This window comes from Mycobacterium sp. IDUB_37 (assembly GCF_055419245.1).
On sequence record NZ_JBVAXG010000003.1, the window covers coordinates 685,979 to 703,948 of the forward strand.

General features: G+C 64.8%; 16 protein-coding genes and 2 pseudogenes. 8 read left to right on the plus strand and 10 right to left on the minus strand.

Annotated features, from left to right (window positions below; translation table 11 throughout):
- The first annotated feature begins 57 nt into the window (after window positions 1-57).
- Window positions 58-1,281, plus strand: a complete 1,224-nt coding sequence (locus ACZY1I_RS13845) for an MFS transporter (RefSeq protein WP_463754960.1) — start codon at window positions 58-60, stop codon at window positions 1,279-1,281.
- A 9-nt stretch (window positions 1,282-1,290) separates the two neighbouring features.
- On the opposite strand, the gene ACZY1I_RS13850 is transcribed toward ACZY1I_RS13845, so the two are convergent.
- Window positions 1,291-2,127: an acyl-CoA thioesterase domain-containing protein gene (locus ACZY1I_RS13850; RefSeq protein ID WP_463754961.1), complete on the minus strand. Its 837-nt coding sequence runs from the start codon at window positions 2,125-2,127 to the stop codon at window positions 1,291-1,293.
- 57 nt (window positions 2,128-2,184) lie between these two features.
- Complete coding sequence (locus tag ACZY1I_RS13855; RefSeq protein ID WP_463754962.1) at window positions 2,185-2,679, minus strand: glycine-rich domain-containing protein; 495 nt, start codon at window positions 2,677-2,679, stop codon at window positions 2,185-2,187.
- 47 nt (window positions 2,680-2,726) lie between these two features.
- Here ACZY1I_RS13855 and ACZY1I_RS13860 point away from each other — a divergent pair, with 47 nt between their 5' ends.
- Complete coding sequence (locus ACZY1I_RS13860; RefSeq protein WP_463754963.1) at window positions 2,727-2,984, plus strand: hypothetical protein; 258 nt, start codon at window positions 2,727-2,729, stop codon at window positions 2,982-2,984.
- Between the two features lie 16 nt (window positions 2,985-3,000).
- On the opposite strand, the gene ACZY1I_RS13865 is transcribed toward ACZY1I_RS13860, so the two are convergent.
- Window positions 3,001-3,720, minus strand: coding sequence for an NUDIX hydrolase (locus ACZY1I_RS13865; protein WP_463754964.1), 720 nt, complete (start codon window positions 3,718-3,720; stop codon window positions 3,001-3,003).
- Window positions 3,721-3,807: 87 nt separating this feature from the next.
- Here ACZY1I_RS13865 and ACZY1I_RS13870 point away from each other — a divergent pair, with 87 nt between their 5' ends.
- The 6 genes and pseudogenes from ACZY1I_RS13870 (at window position 3,808) to ACZY1I_RS13895 (ending at window position 9,601) form a co-directional block, all read left to right on the plus strand.
- The gene (locus tag ACZY1I_RS13870; RefSeq protein ID WP_463754965.1) at window positions 3,808-4,665 is read left to right on the plus strand and encodes an LLM class F420-dependent oxidoreductase; all 858 of its coding nucleotides are present in this window, start codon (window positions 3,808-3,810) and stop codon (window positions 4,663-4,665) included.
- Window positions 4,666-4,938 (plus strand): annotated as a pseudogene (locus tag ACZY1I_RS13875) (sulfite reductase flavoprotein subunit alpha); the annotation flags it as partial.
- Window positions 4,939-5,079: 141 nt separating this feature from the next.
- Entirely contained in the window at window positions 5,080-6,270 is a 1,191-nt protein-coding gene (locus tag ACZY1I_RS13880; RefSeq protein WP_463754966.1) for a cytochrome P450, read from the plus strand.
- Between the two features lie 122 nt (window positions 6,271-6,392).
- Window positions 6,393-6,809 (plus strand): DUF5313 domain-containing protein, encoded by a 417-nt coding sequence (locus ACZY1I_RS13885; RefSeq protein ID WP_463754967.1) that lies wholly within the window; start codon window positions 6,393-6,395, stop codon window positions 6,807-6,809.
- 57 nt (window positions 6,810-6,866) lie between these two features.
- Window positions 6,867-7,358, plus strand: a complete 492-nt coding sequence (locus ACZY1I_RS13890; RefSeq protein ID WP_463754968.1) for a MarR family winged helix-turn-helix transcriptional regulator — start codon at window positions 6,867-6,869, stop codon at window positions 7,356-7,358.
- 50 nt (window positions 7,359-7,408) lie between these two features.
- Window positions 7,409-9,601 (plus strand): molybdopterin-containing oxidoreductase family protein, encoded by a 2,193-nt coding sequence (locus ACZY1I_RS13895; protein WP_463754970.1) that lies wholly within the window; start codon window positions 7,409-7,411, stop codon window positions 9,599-9,601.
- Here ACZY1I_RS13895 and ACZY1I_RS13900 read toward each other — a convergent pair.
- The 7 genes and pseudogenes from ACZY1I_RS13900 to ACZY1I_RS13930 all read right to left on the minus strand — a co-directional run bounded on the left by ACZY1I_RS13900 (window position 9,592) and on the right by ACZY1I_RS13930 (window position 17,859).
- Window positions 9,592-10,347, minus strand: coding sequence for a class I SAM-dependent methyltransferase (locus ACZY1I_RS13900; protein WP_463754971.1), 756 nt, complete (start codon window positions 10,345-10,347; stop codon window positions 9,592-9,594). The genes ACZY1I_RS13895 and ACZY1I_RS13900 overlap by 10 nt on opposite strands.
- On the minus strand, window positions 10,344-11,321 hold the full coding sequence (locus ACZY1I_RS13905) for a methylenetetrahydrofolate reductase (protein ID WP_463754972.1): 978 nt from the start codon (window positions 11,319-11,321) through the stop codon (window positions 10,344-10,346). The genes ACZY1I_RS13900 and ACZY1I_RS13905 overlap by 4 nt, the downstream gene beginning before the upstream one ends.
- 88 nt (window positions 11,322-11,409) lie before the next feature.
- Window positions 11,410-11,931 carry a hypothetical protein gene (locus ACZY1I_RS13910; protein WP_463754973.1) on the minus strand — a complete coding sequence of 174 codons (522 nt, stop codon included), beginning with the start codon at window positions 11,929-11,931 and terminating at the stop codon, window positions 11,410-11,412.
- Between the two features lie 146 nt (window positions 11,932-12,077).
- On the minus strand, window positions 12,078-13,367 hold the full coding sequence (locus tag ACZY1I_RS13915) for an alpha/beta hydrolase (RefSeq protein WP_463754974.1): 1,290 nt from the start codon (window positions 13,365-13,367) through the stop codon (window positions 12,078-12,080).
- A gap of 215 nt (window positions 13,368-13,582) precedes the next feature.
- Window positions 13,583-15,049: an FAD-dependent monooxygenase gene (locus tag ACZY1I_RS13920; RefSeq protein WP_463754975.1), complete on the minus strand. Its 1,467-nt coding sequence runs from the start codon at window positions 15,047-15,049 to the stop codon at window positions 13,583-13,585.
- Window positions 15,050-15,205: 156 nt separating this feature from the next.
- Window positions 15,206-16,483: pseudogene (locus tag ACZY1I_RS13925) on the minus strand (DNA polymerase); the annotation flags it as partial.
- Between the two features lie 56 nt (window positions 16,484-16,539).
- Window positions 16,540-17,859 carry a cytochrome P450 gene (locus tag ACZY1I_RS13930; protein WP_463754976.1) on the minus strand — a complete coding sequence of 440 codons (1,320 nt, stop codon included), beginning with the start codon at window positions 17,857-17,859 and terminating at the stop codon, window positions 16,540-16,542.
- Window positions 17,860-17,970: the final 111 nt, after the last annotated feature.

The following is a 17,970-nucleotide window of genomic DNA, read 5'->3' on the forward strand; positions in this document are numbered from 1 at the left end:
TCCTTCTAGGGGGCGCTATCGGCGCCCAAATTCATGGAGCGCGCGGAGGGGAAGTCAGTGGCGTCGTCGAACGGGGCTACCGCGGCGACCGCGCAACCGGTGCCGCCAACCAGGTCGGGCCACACCCGGCCCGGCCCCGCCGTGTTCACCGCCGTCCTGGCCGTCTTGTTCGCGTCGGGCTGGGCCGCCAATCACTTCGCCGCTTTGATACCCGCTATCCGGGATGGCCGGCACCTCGACGTCGCCGACCTGGACGCGATCTTCGGAATCTACGCGGTGGGGCTGCTGCCCGGCCTGCTCGGCGGTGGCCGCGCCTCGGACGCGTTCGGACGCAAGGCGGTCGCGTTGACCGGGGCGACCACAACCGTGCTGGGGACCATCGCGATGATGCTGTCGCAGCAGCCCGATGTGTTGATGGTGGGCCGACTGATCGTCGGCGTCGGGGTTGGGCTCGCCGTTAGTTCTTGTACGGCATGGACCTCCGACCTGAAGGGGCCCGCGGGTGCCGGCATGGCCGGTGCGGTGTTGATGGCCGGTTTCGCGGTCGGTCCGTTCGCCTCAGGCGCGATCGCCTTGGCAGGGCCGTCCGGCATCGGGGCATCATTCGGCATCGCCGCCGTCCTGGTCGTTGCTGCGGTTGCCGGCGTTGTTGTCGCGTTGCGACGTGCTGAGGCGACGCCGGTGGAGGCGGTGCGTGCGGCTGAATCGTCCACCGAGCAGGGCGCCGTACAAGCGTTGAGCTGGGCCATACCTCTGGCTCCATGGGTATTCGTCTCGGCGACAATCGCTTTCGTCACTCTGCCTGGCCGGGTGCACACCGGGCTCGCCGCACCACTGGCTGCCGGAACGGCCGCGCTGATCGCCAATGGAGCCAGTGGCCTCAGCCAGGTGGCCGCTCGAAGGCGTAAGTGGGGTCCACAGGCCGGAACCATCGGAGCGCTGCTTGCCGCGCTCGGCTACGTAGGCGTCGCGGTAGCTCCGACGACAATGCCGCTCTGGCTGGCCCTCCTACTGGTGGTGTTGCTCGGCTGCGCTTCCGGGCTTTGTCTGCGCGAGGGCCTGATCGACCTGGAAGCCGCTGCACCGCAACGTGTTCGCGGCACCCTGACTGGTGTGTTCTACGCAACGACCTACCTGGGCTTTGCCCTGCCATTGGTGTTGACCCTCGTCGGATCCGCCCGCGGGTCGGCGATGATTCTCACCTCGCTGGCAGCAGTCGCGGTGGCAGCGGCCCTCACGCGGGCAATTCGACTACGACGAAACAGCCACCGCGGGAACTGATTCCGTCAGTTAGTCGTCCGACGGCTTCCCTTGATTCGGCCGAAATCCGGACTGCGCGATCGCAACGGAAACACCGTTGCCGATCGGGCCTTTGTGGTCGACGAGAACAGCTGAACCGCTGGCTACCCCGTCGTCGCTGTAGTGGGTGAGCGAGGCCAGTCCGAGATGCGGTCCTTCGGGAAGTCGGGTCAGTGTCAGCGTGTAGTCGACGTTGATGAACTGCAAACCCTTCGTCCCCCAGTTGGCGATCGAAGCCGTGATGTCACCGGCCATGGCGGCCCGGGTGAAGGCAGTCATCGGTTGATCGTCGACGAGTGGGCGTGTCTCCTGCAGCCAGGTGTACTTCGGCCCGAACGTTTGGGCCCACTCGGGATCGGGATTCTGCAGCCCGCTGCCCCATCCGAAGGTCCGGATGAACAGCGACTGGACGCCGTCCCGGTCGTCGGGCAGCGGCGGCATGTGTACCGGTTGCGACCAGATCGTGCCGTCGGGCTGGGTTTCGCGGCGCAGAAACAGCGCACTCGCGTGCGCGACAGGATTCTGGTCCTGAACCAGGACCGCTTCGACCAGGCGCAGTCGGCGTCGGTCCTGGGTCACTCGAGTGCGCACCTCGACCGGTTTGAACGCGGTTGGACGAGGCAGGTCGACGGTGAGCCGGGCGGGCTGGAATTGCGGATCGTCGACCGCACGTTCGACCGCCCAGCCGAGCAGGCCGCCGACGACATGCCCACTCAGCGAAGGCCCCCAGCCACCTTGGGCGATTGAGGTTGGCACATAACGACTTTCGTCGGTTCGAAAGTACGGCTGCGTCGCCGCGAAGTCAGCCTCATCGGGATTGCCTTGCACACCTGTTTCTACCGCACAACGCGACCACCGCTGCGGCGGGTCAGCATTGACGCGTCGTTACACCTGACTAGCCAACGCGCGCCGGATCTCGTGCACCCGGACGGCATCGATACCCCAGGGCTGTTCGACTCCAACGCGTGCGTCAAGATCCCACAGCACACATTGCTCGCCGGGTTGCGCGACCAGCTGCCAGGCGATGACCGTCCTTCGCAGCTGTTCGCCGGCCGAGTCGACGGTCGCTACGGCATGCTCGGGCGCCCCGCCCTCGGGATGGTGATGAAGAAATCGGCCGTACGCCTTGTCGCAGAACGCCTGGTAGCGGGCGGTACACAGGATGAAGCCGTGCCATGCTTCGTCGACCGCCCGGGACGGCATGCCGATCACCCGTTTGTCGCGAAGCGCCGGCGCACAGCAGCGCAACCACTGCCGCAGGCCGGTCTCGATGAGATCCTGTGGCTGCCACGGACACGTCTTGTAGACCGCCGGCGGAAGGTCGAGTTCGGCTATCGCACGACGGGCGCGGGCGTATCGATCGCGTGCCGGCCGTCGCATGTTTTTACTGTAAACAAAAAAGAAGATCCTGACGTACCCTTGCCCGCATGAGCGGCTCTTCCACGACGTTGTGGTGGCCTTTGCTGTCGTGGGTGACGCTGGTGGGCTTCGGCAAGCTTGCGCAGCGCGGCAGACGCACGGTGCACAACCCACGTAGCCGCACCGGGCGCCGACGACGGGACAGCGACATTTGGTGGAGCGGCTCGGATTCGTCGGACGGCGGCCATCATGGCTGCGGTGGCGGTCATCACGGCTGTGGGGGCAGCAGTGGTTGCGGCGGTGGTGGCTGTGGAGGCGCCGGCTAGCGTCACATGAACGCCCCTACTTCCAGGCGAAGGGCGGTTGTTCGAGTTCGTCGACCGGGTCATGCCGGCCCTCCAGACAAAGCCAGCGCAGCTGCAGCAGCACCGCACCCGTCGGCGCGTGGATCAGGTCATTTCCCAGCGGGATCTGAACCACGGGTCGTGGGCTCTCGGGAATGCTGATGTAACGCGGTGAATCGTCGCGCTGCAGTTGGTGCAACCCCACCCGGTAGACCGCCTCTACTTCGTCCGGCGCCGGGCGCGGGTCAAGCCGGCCGCCGCCCCAGATCACCACCGGCGTAATGACATATCCCGATCGGGTCGGGTAGTCGTCGAGCAGGCCGAGCACTGTCGAGGCCGGCAGGCTGACCGCCACCTCCTCGTCCAGTTCCCGCAGCGCGGCTTCGACGACCGTTTCGCCCGGGTCGAGGCGACCACCGGGCAGCGCCCACTGGGCGGCGTGTGCATTGAGACGAGAAGCTCGGCGGCACAACAGGAAAGCGGCACCGCCTGCCACGTCGACCATGTGGCCGTCGAGACCCTCTTCCGGCATCGGCCGGCCACCGATCCAGTCGTCCACGTTCGCCGGATCCACTCGGTCTTCGCCGGCTTCGGAGTCGACGAGCACCACCGCGACCGCCGCGTGCCGCTTCGTGGGGTCGGTCACCGTGCGGCGGTGATGGCTCGCCAACCGCGCCCGGATCTGGTCCCGCAGCGTCTCGTCGTACGTGATGGTCACAGCTCGACCATAGGCCGGACCCGCGCGTCCGCGTCGGCGTGCACCCGGGTCGGGAAGCAATCACGATGCCGCGTGGTTGACTACTGAATGCGCATCGGAGTCGTGTTCCCGCAGACCGAATTGGGCGGCGATCCCGCTGTGGTGCGCGCGTATGGCGAACGCGTCGAAGAACTCGGGTTCACCCACATCCTGGCTTACGACCACGTCGTCGGCGCCGATCCTGCTGTGCACCAAGACTTTCAGGGTCCTTACAACATCGACACGACGTTCCACGAGCCGTTCGTGGTGTTCGGATTCCTGGCTGCCGTCACCACGCTGGAGCTCGTCACCGGCGTGATCATCCTGCCGCAACGACAGACGGTATTGGTGGCCAAGCAGGCGGCCGAGGTCGATCTGCTCACCGGCGGGCGGTTCCGCCTCGGCATCGGACTGGGCTGGAACGCCGTCGAGTACGAAGCACTCGGCGAGCGCTTCACCAACCGCGGCAGGCGCTCCGAGGAGCAGGTGGAGCTGATGCGCAAACTCTGGACCGAGCGATCCGTCACCTTCACCGGCAAGCATCACACGGTGACCGGGGCCGGCCTGGCGCCAATGCCGATCCAACAACCGATCCCGGTGTGGTTCGGCGCAGCCTCCGAGCGTGCCTACGAGCGCGCCGGGCGGCTGGCTGACGGCTGGTTTCCCATGATGGATCCCGGGCCCGGCCTTGACTACGCCCGTGATCAGGTGGAACGCGCCGCGACTGCCTCCGGCCGGGACGTCGGAAACCTCGGGATGGAAGGCCGGATCAGCTGGACGGGCGACCGCGACAAGGCCGCGGCTGAAATCGCAGCGTGGCGGGAGGCCGGCGCCACTCACCTGTCGGTCAACACGATGGGGGCACGCCTGGCGAACGTCGACGACCACCTGGCCGCTCTGGAGCAGGTTGCTGACAACCTGAAGTAGCGACTCGACCTGGCATTCTCCCGCGACGGATCGACCGCTGACGCGAAAACTTATGTGCAACATCGCATGTGGGAGAACGCTGCCGAGCTCTTCGACTGGATCCAGGACGGCGCGCATGTGTACGTGTGTGGCGACGCCGATCGGATGGCCAGGGACGTCGACGCCGCATTGCACGGCATTGTGGCCCGCTGCGGCAACTTGGCACCTGACGCCGCGCACGCGTACATCAACCGGTTGATCAAGGAGCACCGCTACCTGCGCGACGTCTACTGAGCATCAGCGTCGTCACCATTGGTGACGAATTCGTCAGAAACTCTTGACTGACACGAACTCCGCATGTGACGATTTCGTCAGAAGATGCGTCGCGAGCGTTCAGCCCTGATTGCTTGCCGCTGCAAGTCAGGAGAACGCCCGATGCGTGACGGCCCCAACGGAGTGGCGACCTATTCCGAAAGCATCTACTCCACCCCGGCTTTACTGCAGCCCTACCCGCACTACCAGCGACTACGGCAACTCGGCTCCGTGGTGTGGTTGCAGCGTCACCGGGTCTATGCACTGCCCCGCTATGCCGAATGCAAGGCCACGCTGCGCAACGACAAGGTATTCATCTCTGGCAACGGTGTCGCGCTCAATCCGCTGAGCAACCGACTGGCCCGCGGCACCACGCTGAACAGCGATGGCGCCGAGCACGACCAGCGTCGCAAGCTGCTTGCCCACCGCCTGTTGCCTAGAGCACTGCGTTCAGTCGGCGAAGCCATCGACCAACAGGCCGACGCCGTGGTCGACGCTGCCGTCCAACAGGGCGTCGTCGACGCGGTCGCCGATCTGGCCACCGCCCTGCCGTTGGCGATCGTCCCCGACCTGGTCGGCTGGCCACGGGACCAACGCCAGCACCTCATCGAATGGGGCGGCGCCACCTTTGACGTCCTCGGGCCACTCAATTGGCAAGCTGTCAAAGCGATTCCACGTACGCTGCAGATGCTGCGGTTCGCCCGCCGCGTCGTACAGCAGCGCTCGGTGCTCGAGGGGAGCATGGCGCACGAACTGTTGTGTGCGGCCGACGAGAACAAGCTCACCCACGCCGAGTGCCCGGCACTGATGATCGACTACATCGCCCCATCCCTGGACACGACGATCAGCGCCATCTCGAACGCCATCTATCTGCTCGCCACCCATCCCGAGCAATGGCAACTGCTCAAGAATGACCCGGGTCTGATCTCAAATGCCATCAACGAGGTCATCCGTTTCGAGGCACCCCTTCGGGCCTTCGCCCGCCAGGTTCGCGACGACACCGAGATCGACGGCACGCCGATTCCGAAGGGGGCCCGGGTCCTGGTCGTCTACGCCTCGGCCAACCGCGACGAGAACGAATGGGACCGCCCCGACGTCTTCGACATCCGACGCGACGCCGGTCGCCAGATCGGCTTCGGCAACGGAACCCATGCCTGTGCGGGTCAAGGACTCGCCCGGATGGAGACCGCCGCGATGCTGCGCGCCATGCTCGAACGTGTCGACCGCATCGAAGTGACCGATCGGCCTTCGTGGGCGGTCAACAACATCATCCGCCGGCACAGCCACCTGCCGATCAAACTCATCCCGGCCTAGTGCTCACCAGGTCAGGAAAGTGACCACCGCCATATAGTTAGGGCGCTAACTAATAGCGTACGATGAGGTCAGTGTCGGCGCCGACTTGGGCACCGATTCACGACCATTCCGAAGGAGCGATCATGGCCGGCGCTCGCCCGAACATCTTTCATTACATCGCTTATTCCTACGGCAAGCGACTGCCCGCCTCGATGCGGGAATGGGTGGCCTACGACCTTGCCGGCGAGGGGGCGATTCGTCGACACATGATCCGGATCGCGATACCACCGCTGCTGGTGCTCGCGCCGTTCTGGCTGTTGCCGGCCTCGTTGTATGTGCACACGGAGATGACGGTGCCCATCTACGCCTGGGCCCTGCTGATGGGGCTGGCGCTGAACAAGGTGTGGCGTCGGCATCGACTGGCCCAGCACGGCCTGGACCCCAACCTCGTCGACGTGATCAAGCGCCAGAAAGACGCTCACATCCACGACGACTACGCCCGACGCTTCGGGCCGCGTCCCGAATCCGCTAAATGGCAGGACAACAGCAGCCCGTTCTGACGGGACATATTCCGCGACAATCTTTTACACATTGATTCTGCGAGGGGATGGTCGTACATGGCCACAGGAATCGCTACGAATATCGACCCGCTGTCCCTAGAACGGCAGGTCTGCTTCGCGTTGGCCGTCACCAACCGCGCGGTGCTCGCCGTGTACCGGCCGCTACTGGAGCCCCTCGGCCTGACCCATCCCCAATACCTGGTGATGCTGGCTCTGTGGGACCACGCGAAAGCCATCCAGAAGCCGGACGCAAATCCGTTGTCGGTCAAGGACGTTGCCGCATTGCTTCAGATGGATTCGGCCACGCTGTCGCCGATGCTCAAACGCCTGCAGACGCAGGGACTCATCACCCGAACACGCAGCGCTGCCGATGAGCGAACGATGCTGGTGGAGTTGACCGCGCAGGGCCGCCAGCTACGCAGGCAGGCGCTGAAGGTTCCGCCCGCGGTGGTAGACCGCCTCGGCGTCGAACTCGCCGAACTCGAGCATCTGCGCGAAGTGCTGACCAAGATCAACCGGGCCGCGCTGGCGGCCGGCGCGCTCGCCTGATCCCCGCCGAGCCGGACAAATACTGTAAGTCGTACAGTACGATCCATTGGATGACCGGCAGCGTCGTCCACAAACCCACCTTCTGTCGCATCTGCGAGCCGTTGTGCGGCATGGTGGCCACCGTCAAAGACGGGCAGCTCGTGGCACTGCGGCCCGACAAAGACCACCCGCTGTCAGCGGGTTTCGCCTGCCAGAAGGGCATTGCGTTCGCCGAGGTCGTCAACGATCCGGACCGGGTGCAGACACCGCTGCGGCGAGGCACAGCCGGATTTGAGCCAGTCTCCTGGGACGAGGCACTCGACGACATCGCGGCGCGCCTCGACGCGATCCACCGCGAGCATGGGTCGGGTGCGTTCGGCTGGTATCTGGGCAACCCGGCGGCGTTCAGCTATTCACATCTGTTCGGCGCGATGGGTTTCATCAAAGGAATCGGGCGGGACAGCCACTTCTTCTCGTCATCGACGCAGGACACAAGCAGCCGCCTGATCGCCAGCCAACTCCTCTACGGGTCGCCGATCTCGGTGCCCATTCCGGACCTGATGCGGACCGATCTCCTGGTCATGCTGGGCGCAAATCCCGTTGTGTCGCATGGCAGTTTTCTGACTGCCCCGCGGATCAAGGACCGTATGCACGACATTGTCAGGCGGGGCGGTCGGGTGATAGTGATCGATCCACGGCGCTCGGAGACGGCGGCACAGTTCGAATGGCTGGGCATCGTGCCGGACACCGATTCGTCCCTGCTGCTGTCGTTGCTGCAGGTGATGTTCGCCGACGGTTTGGTCGACCTCGCCGCGGTGGCCGAGCAGGCGGACGGCACACAGTGGCTTCGAGATCAATGCGCACCGTTCACGCCCGAACGCACCGAGGCGCACACCGGAATCGCGCCGGCGACGGTACGGGCGCTCGCCGAGACCCTGGCAACCACACCACGTGCCGCCCTCTACGGACGCCTCGGAACCTGCGTTGGCAGACACGGCACGCTCACCAACTACTTGATCGACGCGGTCAATCTGATCGCCGGAAACCTCGATTGCCCGGGTGGCAGCGTTTTCAGCACTCTCGGGATTCCGGGTCAGAAGTGGGGACTCAAGCTCATGGGATGGTCGATGCGGCGCGCCTACCGCCGCAAGCGAACCCGCGTCGGTGGTTTCCCGTCGGTGATCGGGGCAGAACCCGCCGCCCTGATGGCCAAGGAGATCACCACCGGCGGCGACCGGCAGATCAAGGCGCTGTTCGTCGGAGCGGGAAATCCCGTTCTCTCGGTGCCCAACGGCGACGAACTCGAAAAGGCCGTCGAAGAACTGGACCTGATGGTCGGCCTCGACATGTACGTGAATGAGACGACGGCACATTGCGATTACGTTCTGCCAGTCACCACGATGTACGAACGAGACGACTTCGCGGTCACCTTCCAGACGTTTCAGGCCACGCCGTTCCGGCAAGCGACTGCGGCGGTCGTCGAACCGGTAGGTCAGGCACGCACGGAGTGGGACATCATCGCCGACCTGGTGCGGCGTACCGCGGTTCGCACGCCGGCCTTCGTGGTGCAGCGGGCCCTCGGAGCCCTAGGTATCCGGATACATCCTCGACCGTTGATCGACATGATGATTCGAATGGCCGATGGCGGAAACCGATTCGGAATACGTCGCAACGGACTGACATTTCGCCGCCTGGTGGAACAGCAACCACACGGTGTCGTCGTCGCGCCGAACTTACGAACGGGTCTGTTGAATGAGGTGGTGGCATACCGTAATGGGCGAGTCCGGTTGCGCCACAGTGACATTGCCGACGAGATCACCGCGATGTCAGGGCGCAGGGACCCGGTGGACTATCCAATGCGATTGATCGGCATGCGCGAGCCACGATCAGAGAACTCGTGGATGCACAATTCTCCACTCCTGATGCGCGGCAATCGAACTCACCGAGCGCTCATGCACTTCGCCGACGCCGAATATCGTGGGATCGCAGACGGTGACACTGTGACAGTGCTTTCGCCGCACGGCCGGATCACCATTCAGATCGCGCTGACCGACGACATAATGCCGGGAACCCTCGCCGTGCCGCACGGCTGGGGCCACAAAGGCACCGGCAAGTGGCAACTGGCCAATCGTGCCTGCGGCGCGAACGTCAACCAACTCATGTCGAGCGACCCGAACGATGTCGAGGCGCTGGGCGGAATGTCATGGCTGACCGGTGTTCCAGTTGAGGTGGCTGCATTGGCGGAGACGTCGGCTCACGCGTGACGCAGCACTAGCAGTTCCCCAGTCAGCGTCCCGTCATCGAGCAGCCGACCTATCTCCGAGCTCTGCTTTTCTGCCGATTGCCACGCCTGCGTATGTCCGTACCGCTCCTCCAGCGCCTTTGTCACGGTCTCGACGCGCTCATTCCAGGTGTCGGGGATCGCGGGCAGTTCGGCAGTCGACAGTGAGCGCTCGACGCGTAGCGAAGATTTGCTCACCAAGTCGAGAAGAGCGTCAGGCGTCGGAAAGTGGTTGCCTTCGCACTGATCGTCCGGAATGTCACGCTGCGCCAAGAACACAAGCAGTCCGATGGACCCGCCGTCACGCACCGTTCGCCGCAGTTCCTCGAGCAAGGCGACTTGTTCGGAAGTGGTGCACAACACGCCGAGGCACCAGGCGGCGTCGTAACTCGCGTCCGCCATCGGCAGCTTCGAGCCGTCGGCGCACACCACCGGATGGCCGAACAATTTCTTCGCCGCGCGGCATGCGCCCACCTCCGGCTCAACGAGCACCGGAAGCACCGCACGCGACCGCGCAGCGTAGGCGGCGGGTCCTCCGACGCCGGCCCCGCAGTCCAGCAACTGCGTGCCCGCCGCCAGTTCCATAGTTTCGATCAGCCAGTCGAGCGCAGGCGGACTGCCGCTGCCCCGGCACCCCGCAGGCACGTGGTAGTCGGGGCCGAGGTCGGCCGCTACTCGAGCCGTCCACTCGGCGACCGTGCCGAACTCCGCCTCCATTGCCTCGGTCATGACAGTTCTTCGCGGATGCGCCGGCCTACCTCGGCCTTGATCTCCGCGCCGATGTGGGCGCCTGCCGCCGATGCAAGTCCAGAGACATTCACTCCGTCGATTCCTTCGATCGACAGCAGTGCGCGCGCCTCGGTGATCGCGGCCGAGATGCCGGCCGCAACGGGATCCACCGCGCCTAGTACCTGTTCGGTCACAGCCGGATCGAGTTCGAGGCCGGGCAGACCTTGCAACACCGCCGCCGACACGTTGTCGGTGAAGACCGCGACCGCCGCGATGACGGGAAGCGAAAGACCCTGCGAACGAGCAGTTTTCATGAAATCGGCGATCATGTCGGGGTACGGCACATGATTGAGCACCGCAATGCTTGCTCCGGCCCGCTGCTTTTCCACCAGTCGAGCGGGTCTGGCATGTACCGGCGGGGCGGTGGGTGTTTCCGGCACCGCCGGGATCACTCCCACCGAGGCGGCCAGCGATACCAGGCGTGGCCCGTCGAGATCGAAGGTCTGAGTAACGTCCGGTCGCACGTCGTAGCCACGTCCATCACCCGTCACGCACAGCACCGTGTCGACGCCGATGCTGCGCAGCCCGCGGAGTTCCTGCTCAAGGACGATGCGGTTCCGGTCACGGCAGGACAACGTGATCCATGGCGTCACCCCCGCGTCAAGCAGCAGCGACCCCATCAGCGTGGGCGGAAAGTCCGGCTTGTTCTGATGCTCACCGACGAGAACGGCGTCACACGATGGCGCCAGGACCGCCGCGGTTGCCGCAACGTCACCCCGATCGAACGGCGTGCAGCTGAAATCGGTGAGCACCAGGGGCGCACGGGCTGACCGAGCGCCGGGCACCAGCCCTCTCCAGGGCACCACGTCATCGAATGAGCAAGCACCGGAACGCATTTCGCACTGACCGTCGGGCCGCACCCCACCACACGGCCCGAATTCCATTCGTTTCGGACAACTGGTGTCGATCGACATGGTCGCCCCCTTGCGCAGCTCTGACGATCAGCGAATACCCCGGCAACTGCGCGGGCAAAAGTCGCACCCGACCAATCGGAAGCGCTGGTCAGCGACCAGTCTCTACGTAATCCATGGGCGGCGCGCCGCCATGGGCAGCCACTCGGTGCGCCACAGCCGTAGCCAGCACCTGCCCGTTCTGGACGGTTCCGAGGATCGTCACTTCGTCATTGACCGCGAACTGGTCATTGACGATGAAATGCACACTAGCGCTGTGGGATTGACCGCCGGCCCTGGTAATCACCGTGGTGTCCGGAGTCAGTACGTAGGTTTGGGTGTACCCATCAGCGCTGCGTGCGGTTACCGAGCCGATTGACACGGCGATCACCGTGCCCTCTTGGCGCACTGGCTGCGATGCCTGCGGCGGCTGCTCAGCCCTGGCGGCCGTACCATCCACTTTTTCACCGGCGCCAAATGCATTCACCATCAGCGCGGCCAATACCGCGGCGACAATTGCCGAACCAAAGACGTAAAAGGAAATTCGGGCGAGAACAGGCATCGAGCGGCCCGCCCACTGTTCAACCAGCCGTGGTTCCAGCGGCAATTCCGTGAGCCGGTGCCTAGCGCTCATGCTCGTCTCGCTTCTTGCCGGTGGCGCGCCAATAGTTGCCGACGCGTGCCCGAACAGGTCGTCGGCAAGTGGTACCCGCCAGATAGCGCCAGTAAACGCCCCGGCGATCGGATCGGAATTCGAACTACTTCCCTGCGTTCGTAGGTTTATCGGGCAGTCGCGGTCGTAAGGCCGGGAATTTCCAGGCGCTCGGCAAGCCATGGCAATGCTGAGGCGAAGGCAGATGCCGCCGAAGGCCAGTCATGTTTGCCCGGCACTGCTACGACACTGCAGGAGATTTTGTTGACGGCGCCAAGTTCGCATAGTTTCTCGGCTGCGTCCTGCCCAACAGCCTTGCGATGATCGGAAGCACTTCCAATATCGGACTGGACTGCCCCTGGCACCACGAAGAGGCCGGACAGGTCGGAGTACCGACCGTGGCGGACGATGGCCGTGCCGGGGTCGAACCAGGACCAGGCGTTGACGTCCCCGCCGTAGAGGCGCTCGATCGTCTGCTGCCTCGTTCCGGCGTTCGGTCCGATATCGCCGCCGATATCGACGAAGGCGCTGAATGTTCCGGGATTCATGACGGCCAGGTCCACAGCACAGGTACCGCCCGAGGAAAAGCCGACGACTCCCCAATCAGTGAGCGCATCGAGTCCGAACATCGCCCCGATTTCTGGGATGACCTCCCCGGTCAAATGATCAGCCGCGTTACCAAGCGACCCGTTGACGCATTCGGTGTCGACGGTAAATCCACCGGTCGCGTCGGCGAAGACAGCCACCGGCGCATTGCCGTCGTGCGCCGCGGCGAAAGCATCGAGGGTGTTGACGGCACCGCCGACGCGTGCCCAGTCGGCCGGGGTGTTGAACTCCCCACCGAGCATCAATATCGCGGGCAGCCGCGGCGGGGGCGTACTGGTGAACCAGGCGGGAGGCAGGTAGACCCATTCGTCGCGATGCGAAAAGCCTGAAACCCGCGTGCTGGTACGCACGGCGACGACCGCTCCCTGTTGCGGTGCAACGCCTTTCGATTGCATTGCCCGTACCGTTTCGAAGTCCGTTTCATTTGGTAGTGGCCTGTTGGCCAACTGGCTCCACGCGGCATTAACGGTCGGGAAATACCCGAGCCAACCGTTGATGGTCAAACCTGTGCTGAGCAAGCAAAAGGACGCCGCGAAAACCGCCGCGTTGCGCCGCCACCATCCGGCGCTCGACCACCCGACCACAGCGACGGCGGCGGCGAGCCCGACAAGAGACACCCACAACCACAGCTGCCAGGGCGGCGGCTCGCTGGCGAGGCCGAGCGTTCCGTAGTACCAGTGGGTCACCGTGCCGGTGACGACGCCCGCACCGACCGACAGTGGTATCCACATCACCCGCCACCGCCGCGCGCGCCACCCAATCGCATATACCAGTGCCGCCGCGGTGATCACCTGCACCGCGACAGGGACCACTCCTTGAGTCAGCGAGACGTGCCACACGTCGTTCCCGTCACCGCGACGTACTACCCTGCTCAGCGCTTCGGAAACGGTGGCACCACGACCGCGGAATATCGGACAGCCAACCGACGTTCCATTGCTCGACGGTGTCGGACATCCCCCGGGTACCACATCAGAACCATCGCTTCGAGCGATCACTTGCCGAGAGGCGTGAGTACGGCACCGTCCTTTTAGACCTTCTCTGTCGCGGGTGGACCGAACCAAGTAGTGAGTGCCTCAAGCAGACCGATATGCGGTGGATCGCCCAACCAGGCGACATATCCATCGGGCCGTATCAACACCGCACCGGGCGCAGTAACAGCACCCAGAGCCGGAAGCTCCCAACGATCAGCGGCTTCCGCTTCGACCACCAGAACGCGGTCGCCCCACGGACCGATGTCGAGGGTCACGCCGAAGTTGAGTAGCAGCGGACGGGCCTTGTGCAGCAGGGTCGCTACCCGTGACGGGCCGTCGGCGGTAACCAGGTCGAGGTCCGGCATGCGGCGCCCGAGCAGGGGATGGCCCGCGCCGAGGTCGTAACGAATGTCCAGATCGGACATCATCGCGGCGAACCGGTTGCGTGGCTCATCCATGCTGAGAAGTTCGGAAATGATCTCGCGCACTGCTTCGGTGCGGTCGTCCGGACGGCGGAGCGCAACCTGAGCAAGGGTGTTGCGCAGCACCCGGGCACCGACCGGTTGGCGCTCGGCATGGTAGGTATCCAAAAGGCTCTCCGGCGATATGCGCTTGACCACCTGCGCGAGCTTCCAGCCCAGGTTCACGGCATCCTGTGCGCCGGTGTTGAGCCCTTGTCCACCCACCGGGTAATGCACGTGTGCGGCGTCTCCGGCCAGCAATATCCGTCGGTTCCGGTAGGACGCTGCCTGCCGGGCCATGTCGGTGAACCTGGAAATCCAAGTGGGACTGTGGATCCCGTAATCGGTTCCATACACTGCGATGAGCGCACTCGCGAGGTCGGCCAGTGTGGGTTCGCCGGTCGCACCGACGCCGCGTTCGGTCACCATGACCCGCACCGGCCCGCCGTCCTCAGGACGGCTGAACGAATGGACGCCTATTGCATCTTGGCGGATGCCCCATTCCGGTTCCTCGTTGATCTCAACCTCGGCGATCAGGTTGCTGGTTGTGGGATCCGAACCGGGGAATTCGATGCCGGCGGCTTTGCGAACGAGGCTGCGTCCGCCGTCGCAGCCGACGAGATAATCTCCGCGCAACAACTCACCGCCGGCCAGCGCGACCTCAACTCCGTTGTCCCCCTGTATTATTCCCGTCACCTCACGTCCGCGGTACACCGTGACTGCCAATTCCTCGACCCATTCGGCCAGCAAACGCTCAATGTGCTTCTGCACCAATGCGAGACCGTAGGGGTGCCGGGTGGGAAAGCCACTGATGTCGAAACGAATCCCAGCGAATCCCGCGACCTGGGCGGTATAACCCTGCGAAAGGAAGCGATCGGCTATCCCCCGCTGATCGAGAAGTTCGATGGTGCCGGCATGCAAGCCGAGCGCACGCACTCCGGTGAGGTCCTGGTTAGTACGCCGTTCGACGATCGCGACATCGACTCCGGCCAGCGCCAACTCGCCGGCCAGCATCAACCCGGTCGGTCCTGCGCCGACGATCATCACCGCATGATCGGACATCTGTTTCACGTCGCTGCTTGGTACCGCTGCCAACAGTTTTCGCCCCCGATTCAATGAGTTCTGCTTTCGGACAGCGATTTTGCGTCATCACCCGGGTCTTGCCGCAAGCCCCCGGGTCGGGTATAGGTTGAAGGCGAGGGGAAGAGTTCTGTTCGACTAGCGCTTGGCGCTGCCCCAGTTGGGCCCGAAGCCGGTCGAAACATCAAGCGCTACATCGAGCGGATACGCGCCGCACATCTGTTCCCGGACGTGCGAGGCCAATATCTCCCGTTCTCCTTCTGCCACCTCGAAGAGCAGCCCATCGTCTGCAGCCAGCACCATGCGCGACTTCAGGCCGATCGCTGTGATCACCTCGTTGATGCCGATCATCGCCGTCTTGACGATGTCGGCCGCGCTGCCCTCGATGGACAAGGACAGGGCCGCTCGCTCGGCATCCTCGCGCGCCTTACGATCTTTGCTGTCTAAACCCGCCAAGTAGCGTCGCCGGCCCACCAGGGAGGTGGCATACCCAACCCGGCGAGCCTCCTCAACGAGGCCCCGGAAATCGCTGTCGTCGCTGTCGACTTCGAGCAACGCGGCATCGCCGGTGCGGTGGGCGATGACTCGCAACTCGAGTCGTTCATAACTTGCGCTCATCAATTCCGCATAACCGTCACCGACGATGAATGCGTCGCGCAGGGTGGCCAGTTCGTCCAGGTTCGGATCAGACGTCAGTCGGCCGGTTGCGGCAACCGCCTGCTGCAAGGTGGCATGGATACGTCCATCGGAAGCAATCGAATTCAGCAGGTCAGCTGCCCGCGGTTCGCGCTCGGCAATGCTGGTCAGCAGCGCGCGATCAGCGGCGACACCGACCGCCTCCATGCCGGCCAGTACCCGCTGGACCGGCAGTTCCACTCGGCCCAGCAATGACGACGAGTCGATTCGCGCCAACTCTTCATCCAGCACATCGGCCAGGTCGAGGACCGCGCAGGCCTGCAGGATCAGACCTGGGACGGCCGCCTGGTCAACAGCTTCCGCGGGCAACGCGCAGCGCATGTGTCGCACCAGCAGATCATTCAGCCCCGAGCCTCGCCGATCGGGCCGCAGCAGATGCGCGGCCAGCACGGTATCCGACGTGACACCGCGCAGCGGCCAGCCGCGGCCTGCCAGTGCATGCATCGCCAGCCGGGCGTCATGCACCGCCTTTGGCGGTCCCGGGTCAGCAAGCCAGGACGCCAGCGCCGCCTCGTCATCTGTCGTCAACGTGGTGGGATCGATATGACGGCCGTCGCCATCTGCTGCAACGATCGCCAGGGCGACGGCACGGGAATCGTAGGACGGCCCGGTACCTACAACTGCCAGGCCGAAACGGTTCCCCAGACTGTGCTCCGACAGCCAGGCGGCGAGCTCACCGGCTTGCAGGGCCCGCCCACGAACGTCGAAGCCTTTCGACACGGTGACCACTCTGGCGTATCCGCGTTTTCGGGCGCGCACCGGCTGGCACCCGGCAGTCAGCCGACCCCCGTGCGCCGGTACACCACCGCCCGGCCGCCGCGGGCCGGCGCGGTGGCAACGCCTCGCTGGTAGCGCCGTTCCGCGCGGGCAGCAGTGGGAGCGAAGTCGAACTCGCGCAGCAACGTTCGCAGCGTCACGTTCATCTCCATATTCGCGAAGGCGGCACCGATGCAGCGCCGGACTCCACCGCCGAACGGAATCCAGGTATGGCTGTCCGGTGGACGTTGTAGGAAACGGTCCGGATCGAAGCTTGTGGCATCGGCAAAATTCTCCTCCGCCTCGTGGACTAGCGAGGCGCTGACAACGATCGCAAAATTCTCGGGAATCACCCACGGGCCCAATCGGATTCGGGTGTTCGTCCGCCGGGTGGTCGCCTCGATCACCGGCCGGGTGCGCTGGACTTCCCAGATGGTGGCCTGCCGGAGTTGCGACCCGCCACTGTTCGCCTCCTCGGCCAGTCGGGCCAGCAACGGCGGGTGGCGCCGGATCCGTTCCACCGTCCAGGCCAATGTGGTGGCCGTCGTCTCGTGGCCGGCAGCCAGCAGCGTCAACAATTCGTCGGCGATGTGATCGTCGGAGATGGGCGAGCCGTCGTCATAACGCGCCGCGAGCAGCAGCGCCAGCACGTCGTTGCGTTGCTCGGCCGCGGCGCCGGTGCGTGCCTGGTGGATCAGCGCGGCGATGATGGCGTCGTAATCTCGGCGATACTGGACCGCCCGTCCCCAGGGGCTCAACTGTCCCAGATCGCGCCGCACCGCCGGAGGAACCGCTGCCATGCGGGAGGTCAATCGCACCCACCGCGGCAGCAGTTCACGCAGCTGACTCAGCTCCGGACCCTGCGCACCGAACACCGTGCGCAGAATTGTGTTCAGCGTGATGCGCATCATCGACGGCGCCGTCGCGAACTCCCGGCCACGCGGCCAGTCGGCCGACTCGCGCAGCACCTCTTCCGCCACGATCGCCTCGTAGCCGGCCATCCTGCGACCATGAAAAGGCGGGACCAGGAGTTTGCGCCGGCGCAGATGTTCGGGGCCGTTGAGGCTGAAGGTCGATCCGGGCCCCAGCACGTTCCCCAGGTTGGAAGGCCGACCGAGAAGGTCGTTGCCGCTGGTGAAGAGATCCTTGATCAGCGCTGGGTCGCTGATCACCACCGACCGGCCCAGCACCGGCAGATCCAGTGTGAACGCGCTGCCCCATCGCCTCTGTAGCGCCGTCAGCCCCCGATGCCGGGCGGTCACGAAGCCGATGCCGAGCGCAAGTTTCGGGATAGCAGGACGGTGTGGCAACAGAACCGGGTCGGTGGTCGCGTCAACCACGGGCACCTCCCAGCCTAGTTTGCTCGAGCCCCGACGGTACGCAGACGTACCGGCCGGCTCAAGGTTTTCGCCGCCGCGGATTTCTTGAGCCGCGTCCGGGAATGAAGTTCG